Here is a 1529-nt window from a genome sequence, read left to right on the forward strand (position 1 = left end):
TGATATGCTTGCGCTGTGGTCTTAGCGGATTCAAATAGCCGTTCAGTAACGGCGTCCTGGTACTGGAAAGCAATGGACACGTTACCACCTCCAAAGAAGTCAAATTCAAGTTGCTGGGTAGAACTTAGTTCTTTCGCTGCCTGCGCTGCTTTACGGGCTTGCATAGCACGTTCTGGGCTACTTTCCTGCAATGCTTGTTGATCCAGTAGCAGAGCCGCTTGATCGTAAATACCACGCTTCCTCATAGCCTTTTCAGTTAGGCTTATTGGTGGGTTTGGATTATGACGTTGACGTGGCTGGGCAGCACCAACAATCACGCCAATTGATTGGACGGGAGCCCCAACTCTACGCTGGGCGGCCTGTGTGACCTTTGCAGCTGCGATATCTTCATTTGAGATACCGAGCTCCCTTAGCTCTCGAAATGATAATCTTGTCATCAATCTGCCCTTATAGTTGACTGGTGGACAACCTTAGTTGTCTGACAGACAACTGTCAATAATCTAAAAAGTCTTATTTCTCAGGGGCTAGAGTGCTAAAATGCACTAACGTATCCATGTATCTTAAATAGATTAAGCGGAACGAAGCTAGTCGCTTCGTAAAATAGCTTAAAAAAATGGTGCATGTGATAACGGCAGAGATGCTGTTTCCGAGGACTGACCTACTGGACAGCCCGCAGGACGGCAGCACTGCCGGTTTTCGATTTACCTATAACCATCGAAAACAAGTCCCAATTTTGAGACAACTTTTTAATCAACAAACGTATGTGAAAACGCTTAAGATTATGAGTTTTATGGGTAATCATCGTTTTAATGAAAAACAGCAAAAAAACAGTCTAAAAATTTAAGCTAAACCGCGTGTGTGCTGACACTTACAAGTGCAAAAAATGTTACATGTGATGTTACATTACGAACTACATTTTATGTTACATCGACCTACATGAGATATTTAAATAAAAACTAGATTGGGGAGACTGTGAAATGAAGAAAACAGAAAAAAAATCACAGGATTCTGATCAGCAGAATGAAAAATCACTGACTGAAAGAGTAGCAGAGATACAAGCCAAAATTAAAAGCCTTAGAGGGGATAATCGTGTTCCTTTCGATGAAAAGGCTTTTATGGATGAAGGGTGGGAGCTCTAATGCCCCTCATAGCTCCATAAATCGCCGTGTGAGCGTTTTTATCATATTCAATGTAGTCAACAGGCTCGAACGACATAACGCCCCCTACAGCGCAATTTAAAGGCGCGGGGACGTTATGTCTTGCGTTGCGACTTTTGTCCTGTGTTCATAGGCAGGATACGTAATTTTGTGGTACAAAATTAAATTCATCAAAAAGCACTGTCGAATAGGCACAAAAACACCGCGCCCCAAAATCGCGCTGTAGGTGATTTTTGTGCCGGCTGTTTTTCTGAAACGTCTGTGTAGCAGGAAATGCAAATTGTCAGCGTTACACCTAAAAATCTCAAAAAAAAGCCCTAAAACGAGGGCTTTAGAAGTCATAGAATTATAAAATTCTGTAGCTCATTAATC

The 1529-nt window shown here is 42.2% G+C and carries 2 protein-coding genes; one reads left to right on the plus strand and one right to left on the minus strand.

Going from position 1 to position 1529, the window contains the following annotated elements:
- Positions 1-437, minus strand: a 437-nt coding sequence (locus ACFWP3_RS41930) for a hypothetical protein (RefSeq protein WP_384232213.1), incomplete at its 3' end; no start/stop codon positions are given.
- A 540-nt stretch (positions 438-977) separates the two neighbouring features.
- Between ACFWP3_RS41930 and ACFWP3_RS41935 the strand changes: the two genes are divergently transcribed.
- Positions 978-1139, plus strand: coding sequence for a hypothetical protein (locus ACFWP3_RS41935; protein ID WP_376936199.1), 162 nt, complete (start codon positions 978-980; stop codon positions 1137-1139).
- Positions 1140-1529 lie beyond the last annotated feature (390 nt).

Source organism: Streptomyces sp. NPDC058525, assembly GCF_042719495.1.
GTDB lineage: Bacteria > Actinomycetota > Actinomycetes > Streptomycetales > Streptomycetaceae > Streptomyces.